Raw genomic sequence first — 6,000 nt, forward strand, 5'->3', positions numbered from 1 at the left:
CCGACCGGTGTTAGGCGCACCAAGCCGGGGTCTCACCGCAAGATCGCTACCCAGAAAGCCGATCCCGTGGCTACCCAGCACCCTAGCCCTGCCCTGTGCGGCCCCGCACTCCTGTCTGCCCCGGCGCCTCCGGCGTCGGTGCCAACGGCTTCAGCGCCCTCGACCTCCCCCTTCCCGGCACCGGCTTCCGCCCTCCCGGCTCCGGCCTGCTCAGCTCAGGCGACCCCGGACCCAGCTCCCTCGGGCCCCTACCCCATGGCGACGCCCGGCTACGGCAAGCGCTCCGCGCCCGGCCAACGGCCCCGGCACGCTGATGACTTCGCCCTGCTCCCCGTCCGCGAGCGGTACGTCGCCGCGTTCATCGACCGCCTCCCCACCGGGGCCGCCATGAGCGTGAAGAGCCTCGCCAGGCAACTCCCGCTCTACGGGCAGCAAGCCGTCGGCTCCGCGCTCACCGCCCTCTCGGTCGCGGGACATCTGCGGCGCGTACGCTGCCCGGCCGGTCAGGGCGACCAGGTGCGCTGGTCGTTCCGCACCTTCTGGTCGCGCACCGCCCGCGACAACGAGTGGTGGAACACCTACCTCGCCGCCCAGAGCGCACAGGGCCCCCAGGAACTCCAGCACCCCCGGAGCAGCCCGAACGGTCGGACGCCGGGCCACCCCCCGCAGCCCTCCGCCCCCGGAGCCGCCGCACCGCCATCGCCCTGGGCCGACGACGACACCGGGATGGCGGGCGCCGCCGCCTGCGGCGGACCCGCGCCGGACACCGGTGCCACGGACACCTCGATTCCGCACCTCGCCGCCCCCGTCGCCCGCATGCCGGAGGCCGCCGCCGTGCCCCGTAGACCAGTCACCGACGCCCTCGCCCCGATGCCCGACGTCCTCGCCCCGGTGCCGGACATCCTCGCCCCGATGCCCGACATCCTCGCCCCGGTGCCGGACGCCCGCGTCGTCGTCATCCCGGAGGCCGCCAGGAGCGCCCCCGCTTCTGCCCCCGCCCCGCAGGCCGTCCGGAGCGCGTCCCCTGAACCGCCCGGCGGGGCCCCCGCCGTACCGCAGCCGCAGGGTCCGGCGCCCGCGCCTCCCGACGCACCGCCCCGAACGCCCCAAGCCCACGCACCCGCACCCGCACCCGCAGTGCCACCGCAACGCACGGCAGCCCCCGGCGAGAACGCCTCCCCCGCCGTACCCGGCGAAACCGCCTCCCCCGCCGTATCCGGCGATACCGCCTCCCCCGCCTACCTCGCCCTCGCCCGGCTCGGCCGCGTGGACCACCGCGTCGCCCTCTCCGCCGCCGAGTGCGCCGACCTCGAAGAGCTGGCCGCCGCCTGGTTCGCACGGGGTGTGGACGGCGACTACCTCGTCCAGGCCCTCACCACCGGGCTCCCCGCGCACGTCGGCCGGCCCCAAGGACTCGTACGGCGACGCCTCTTGGACAAGCTCCCGCCCCACCTGCCCACCACGCCCACCCCGGCCCCGCCGCCCGGAGCGACCGCCCGCCGGGTGCTCGTGGAGTGCACCGCCTGCGGCGTTCCCGGCCGGCCAGAGGCGCTCCCCGACGGGCTCTGCCGTCCCTGCCGCGCCGTCGCCGCCACCGGCCCGACGCCCCCGATGCCCTCCGCTCTCCCCGCCGCTCCGGCCTCCCCGGCCGCCGCGTCCGACGGTCTGGACGGGCTTCTGGGCACACGCGACGTCCACGCCTGCGTCGCCGAACTCCGCGACCTGCTGAGACCGCCCTGAACAGCACGGAGGGGCGGCAGGCCCGCAGGCCCGCCGCCCCTCCCCTGCCGGTGCGGCGCCTACTGGATGACGGTGATCCGGCCCGTCGCCGGCGGGGCCAGCGGCGCGGCGGCCGTGGAGTGGGCCGCCAGGTAGGCGTTGAACAGGTCCAGGTCGGAAGCGCCGACCAGCTTGTCCGTGCCCTGGCCGAGGGCCGGGAAGCCGTCGCCGCCGCCCGCGAGGAACTCGTTCATCGCGACGCGGTAGGTCGCGCCCGGGTCGATCGGCTCACCGTTCAGCTCGATGGTGCCGGTGACCACGCGAGCCGCGCCCGTCTTCGTCAGGTCGAGCGTGTAGGTGAGGCCCTCGGACACCTGGAGGATCTTCGGGGCGGCCTCGTTGGGACCGCTGACCTGCTGCTGGAGCGCGGTGATCAGCTGCTCGCCGGTCAGGTCGACGACGTTCATCATGTTGGTGAACGGCTGCACGGTGAAGGCCTCGCCGTAGGTGACGACTCCGTCGCCCTCGCTGCCGGACGCCTGGTGCACCAGGTCCGCCCGGATGCCGCCCGGGTTCATGAGCGCGATCTGCGCACCGCCCTTGTCGGCCGGGGCGAGGCCTTCGAGCTGGGCGTCGGCGATGAGGTTGCCGAGAGGCTTCTCCGGGGCCGTGGAGCCGCGGCCGTTGATGTCGGCGCTGATCCAGCCCTGCGGCCGGTCGGCGATCGGGGCGGCGAGCCTGTTCCAGCGGTCGATCAGACGCGTCATGTCGGCGGCCTTGGGCTGGTCCCGGGTCACCACGTGGTTCGCGGACTTCACCGACGTACGCACGATGTCCTTGGTGCGGCGGTCGTAGGTGAGCGTGGTGTCCGTGTAGAGCTTGCCGAAGGACGAGGCCGACGTGACCATGCGCGGGTTGCCCGCGGGGTCCGGGACGGTGCACACGTACGCCTGGTGGGTGTGGCCCGTGACCAGGGCGTCCACCTTCGGCGTGATGCCCCGGGCGATGTCGACGATCGGGCCGGAGATGCCGTCGCCCGCGCCGGGGCTGTCGCAGTCGTAGTCGTACGACGACGAGGCCGGGGCGCCGCCCTCGTGGATCAGCGCGACGATGGACTTGACGCCCTTGCGGTCCAGCTCCTTGGCGTACTTGTTGATCGTCTCGACCTCGTCGTGGAACGCGAGGCCCTTGATGCCGTTCGCGGTGACGATGTCCGGCGTTCCCTCCAGGGTCACGCCGATGAAGCCGATCCTGACGCCCTTCTTCTTCCAGATCGTGTACGGCTTGAGCAGCGGCTTGCCGGTCTTCTCCTTGGTCACGTTGGCCGCGAGGTAGGGGAAGTCGGCCCCCGCGAACTCCCTGCCCTCCTCGTAGCAGCCCTCGACCGGGTGGCAGCCGCCGTTCTGGAGGCGGGCCAGTTCGGCCGCGCCCTCGTCGAACTCGTGGTTGCCGACCGCCGTGACGTCGAGGTCGAGCTTGTTCAGCGCCTCGATCGTCGGCTCGTCGTGGAAGAGGCCCGACAGCAGCGGGCTCGCGCCGACCATGTCGCCGCCGGCCGCCGTGACGGAGTACGGGTTGCCCTTGCGCGCGTTGCGCAGCGAGGTCGCCAGGTACTCGACGCCACCGGCCGGGATCGCCTCCACCGTGCCGTCCGCGTGGGTCCTGGTGACCCTGCCGGCGGAACCGGCCGGGGGCTCCAGGTTGCCGTGCAGGTCGTTGAAGGACAGCAACTGGACGTCGACGGTACGGGAGTTGTGCCCCTTCCCCTGGCCGTTCCCCTGCCCATGCCCGTCGCCGCGCCCGTGGGCGTCGGCCGGCATCGCGGCGACGAGCGCGCCCACGGTGGCCAGACCGGCCGCGGCGGCGAGCACCCGCCGGGACGCGCGGTTCTTCTGCGGAGTCGCTGACATCGGTCCCCTTGTGCTGTCACTGGTGTCACGTGTGAGGTGGTGCGTGCCGCAGCCTAGAGTCAACGCGCGTAGCGCAACAGGTGTTCGGGGTTACGGACTGGTTGCCATACAGCCACATGGCCGACCGGCGCCGGACCATCTCACCCGAGGCGGGGCCCGGAACGCGCCCCGGCCCCGGCCCCTCTGCCCGAGGCCGTGCACCGCGCCCGGCCCACGCCCCTGCCGCACCCGCCCGCGCGCCTGCCCGCCGTACGCTCGGATGCATGACGACTGACGTACCCCTCCCCGCTCCCGGGCGGGAGATCCAGGCCCTCGACGCCCTCGACCCCGCCCAGGCAGACGCCGTCCTCGCCCTGCTCGCCGAGGCCGCCGCGTCCGACGGTCGGCAGGCGGTCTCCGAGCAGGGCCGGCTGCGCATCCGCGGCGGACACCGCGACGGCGTACGGCACTTCCTGCTCACCGCCCACGGCACGCTCACCGGCTACGCCCAACTGGAGGACACCGACCCGGTCGAGGCCCCGGCCGCCGAGCTGGTCGTCCACCCCGACCGGCGCGGCAACGGGCACGGCCGGGCGCTCGGCGCCGCCCTCCTCGCCACGACCGGGAAGCGGCTGCGGGTCTGGGCGCACGGCGGCAGCTCCGCCGCCCGCCACCTGGCCCAGGTCCTCGGCCTCTCCCTCTTCCGCGAGCTGCGCCAGCTCCGGCGGAGCCTGGTCCCGCTCGACCTCGCGGAGCCGGTGCTGCCCGAAGGCGTCACGGTCCGGACGTTCGTGCCCGGCACGGACGACGCCGCCTGGCTCGCCGTGAACCGCGCCGCCTTCGCCCACCACCCCGAACAGGGAACGCTGACCCAGCAGGACCTGGACGACCGGAAGGCGGAACCCTGGTTCGACCCGGAGGGCTTCTTCCTGGCCGAGCGGGAGGGGGAGATCGTGGGCTTCCACTGGACGAAGGTGCACGCGCGGGAACAGCTCGGCGAGGTGTACGTGGTCGGCGTCATGCCCGACGCCCAGGGCGGGGGGCTCGGCAAGGCGCTGACCTCCATCGGCCTGCACCACCTGGCCTCCCGGTCGCTGCCCACCGCGATGCTCTACGTGGACGCGGACAACACGGCGGCCGTGACGGTGTACGAGCGGATGGGCTTCGCCACCCACGAGGTGGACCTGATGTACCGCACGGAGTCCTGAGGGCGAGGGAACCGCACGGAGGCCCGGGGGCAGCCTGGCGGGGCGCCGCACGGAGGGCCGAGGGCCGGGCAGACCACCGCACGGAGCCCGAAGGAACCGCGGGGCGGGCGGGCCGCGGACCCCGCCGGCCCGCCCGCCCCGGCACGCCCGTGCTGTTCCCCGGCCGCTTATAGCAGCTTCCCGACCCGTCGGCGCGGTAGAAGCCCCCGTGTCGCCCGGGAAGAAAATCTATCGCGGCGAGAGTAGACATCCAGGCTCGGACGGGGTTAGTGTTTTCTCGTAGCCAGACAGCAAAGAGGGCACGGCAGACATGAACTGCCGCGCAAGCAGGTCAGAGCAGTAAGCGGAACGGCAGTGGAGCGACGGAGCCGGAAGCGATGGGTTCCCTCACTGACTGCCGGGCCGAGCGGCCCCCGGGGCCGCGAGCAGTACCGCAGGACCCGTAGCAGAACAACGCACAACCGAACGAGGTAAGGAGCAGACGCCATCAGGATCGCCTGAGCGAGGAAGAACACCGCTCGGGTACCGCAGACCCCAGAACGGAAGGTGGTCCCCGGTCACGCATTCGCGATCCCCGCTCGCCCGCTCTCACAGGCGGACCAGCGGAACAGGAAAGCCGGCGCAGTCAGTCGGCGGATGGTGTTGAAAGCTCGGGGCCCGGGTGCCGTACGGCGCTCGGGCCCCCCGACGTGTCCCCGAAAGAAGAGGTGCTATGCCCCCTCGCAGTACCCGCCCCACCGACAAGCTCGACGACGACGACTATCCCGCCTACACCATGGGCCGGGCCGCCGAGATGCTCGGCACCTCCCCGGCCTTCCTCCGTACGCTCGGCGAGAACCGCCTGATCACCCCGCTGCGCTCCGACGGGGGCCACCGCCGCTACTCCCGCTACCAACTGCGCATCGCCGCCCGCGCCCGCGAACTCGTCGACCAGGGCACCAAGATCGAGGACGCCTGCCGGATCGTCATCCTCGAAGACCAGCTGGAAGAGGCACAGCGCATCAACGAGGAGCTGCGCGCCCAGCGCGCCGCCGCCCCGCCGCACACCTGACACACCGGGCGCCCAGGCCGTACGGGCCATTTCCGCGGGGCCGCCCAGCACTCCCGCGCACGACCGTTCCCGGCCGCACGACCCGTCGCGCGGCCGCCCATCGGCCCGTACGCACGGCCCGAACACCAGGGGG

At 73.4% G+C, this 6,000-nt stretch carries 4 protein-coding genes; 3 read left to right on the forward strand and 1 reads right to left on the reverse strand.

The features are described from left to right. Nucleotides 1–255 precede the first annotated feature (255 nt). On the forward strand, nt 256–1,740 hold the full coding sequence (locus V9U70_RS08850; RefSeq protein ID WP_336673929.1) for a MarR family transcriptional regulator: 1,485 nt from the start codon (nt 256–258) through the stop codon (nt 1,738–1,740). A gap of 59 nt (nt 1,741–1,799) precedes the next feature. Here V9U70_RS08850 and V9U70_RS08855 read toward each other — a convergent pair whose 3' ends face one another. Continuing rightward, nucleotides 1,800–3,629: a bifunctional metallophosphatase/5'-nucleotidase gene (locus V9U70_RS08855; RefSeq protein ID WP_336673930.1), complete on the reverse strand. Its 1,830-nt coding sequence runs from the start codon at nt 3,627–3,629 to the stop codon at nt 1,800–1,802. Between the two features lie 263 nt (nt 3,630–3,892). Between V9U70_RS08855 and mshD the strand changes: the two genes are divergently transcribed. Continuing rightward, entirely contained in the window at nt 3,893–4,816 is a 924-nt protein-coding gene (mshD, locus tag V9U70_RS08860; protein ID WP_336673931.1) for a mycothiol synthase, read from the forward strand. Between the two features lie 712 nt (nt 4,817–5,528). After that, nucleotides 5,529–5,867, forward strand: a complete 339-nt coding sequence (locus tag V9U70_RS08865; protein ID WP_336673932.1) for a MerR family transcriptional regulator — start codon at nt 5,529–5,531, stop codon at nt 5,865–5,867. Nucleotides 5,868–6,000 lie beyond the last annotated feature (133 nt).

Source organism: Streptomyces pratensis, assembly GCF_037137275.1.
GTDB lineage: Bacteria > Actinomycetota > Actinomycetes > Streptomycetales > Streptomycetaceae > Streptomyces > Streptomyces pratensis_B.

Coding starts and splice junctions, on each gene's coding strand:
- V9U70_RS08855 (WP_336673930.1), bottom strand. CDS start 3,629: ATGTCAGCGACTCCGCAGAAGAACCGCGCGTCCCGGCGGGTGCTCGCC.
- V9U70_RS08865 (WP_336673932.1), top strand. CDS start 5,529: ATGCCCCCTCGCAGTACCCGCCCCACCGACAAGCTCGACGACGACGAC.
- mshD (WP_336673931.1), top strand. CDS start 3,893: ATGACGACTGACGTACCCCTCCCCGCTCCCGGGCGGGAGATCCAGGCC.
- V9U70_RS08850 (WP_336673929.1), top strand. CDS start 256: ATGGCGACGCCCGGCTACGGCAAGCGCTCCGCGCCCGGCCAACGGCCC.